1 protein-coding gene is annotated in these 1,169 nt (G+C 35.2%); it reads right to left on the bottom strand.

Annotated elements, in window-relative coordinates; all coding sequences use genetic code 11:
* Positions 1-142 precede the first annotated feature (142 nt).
* Positions 143-1,169 (bottom strand): transposase (locus ACZIYX_RS23970; protein ID WP_462684781.1); only part of this gene is annotated, 1,027 nt, incomplete at its 5' end.

Below are 1,169 nucleotides of genomic sequence, written 5' to 3'. Positions count from 1 at the left end.
ATATAAGAGATTTCACGAGCTAATTTTGTGAAATCTCTTTTTGGTTTATAGGTTTTCAAAGCTGTTTGGACTCTCTTAAAAAGGCTTATTTTAGTTTAAATGGTATTATAATCAAAACGGTATTGTTTTGTCTCATTTTGGACTAGCTTAATTTTAAAATTCTTTTCAAATACACAGCAAATATGGTTAAGGCACTCTGCATTTCCATATTTTCTATACCATAAGATATAGCTTTTCCATAGCCATGGACATTTTTTAATTCTCCATTTTTAGCTTCTATTTTATAACGATGTTTTGATTTCTCTTTGAAGTAATCTGATGTTTCAAACTCCATTTGTTCTTTATGAATGTCTGATTTAGTAGTAACCGAGTAAGATTTTGATTTAGCCCCTTCTTTATAACAGCCTTCCCTTAAAGGACAGGTCTTACATTTTTCAACATCAAAGTAATAGGTAATAACTTGATTTGTGGCAACATTCTTTTTCCCTTGCTTTGCTTTTCTTATGGCTAAATGTCCTGCTGGACAAACAAACATGTCGGCATCTTTATTATAATCAAATTCATCTTGTTTTTTTCTAAAACCTTGGCTGATTGCTGGGTTTAACTTGGCTACAATTTTAATATCTTTTTCTTTGGCTAATTCCAAATTCTTTTTGCCCGAATAGGCAGCCTGATCCCCTATGAGGGTGTCTACATCAATACCACGTTGTTCACTTTGTTCTATTAGCTCAGGCAAAATAGGGCCATCTCCTTTTTCTCCCGAAGTAACAACGGCCCCTGTTATGATTCTTTCCTCGGTCATTGCTAAATGGGTTTTGTAACCGAAAAACGAACTGTCCTGTGATTTGTGGCCAATCTTTGCATCCTTATCTTTTGAAACAACATCTTGAGCTGCGTGTTCAATATCATCAACAGATTCTTTAAGTAAGTTCAATTTTTCTTTTATTGCTGGAACTTCGCTAAGTGTGGGAGCGCCATCCAATAAGGTTCCTAATTCCTTGCAGTAAGCTAGTTCTTTTTCTAAATCATTGCCTTGATTCTTGACCGGCATCTTACCGAGCCAATCTTCTTGGTAAGCATAAACCGATTTGCGAAGTTGTTTTGAACGTTCCCGTAAAACGTCTATAGCTGAAATGGGGTTCGATTTTGATAAACTATGGGTAGCATCT

Source organism: Aquimarina sp. (assembly GCF_977115655.1).
Note: the sequence above shows the minus strand (reverse complement) of the source record. Positions and strands in the feature narration are given on the sequence as shown.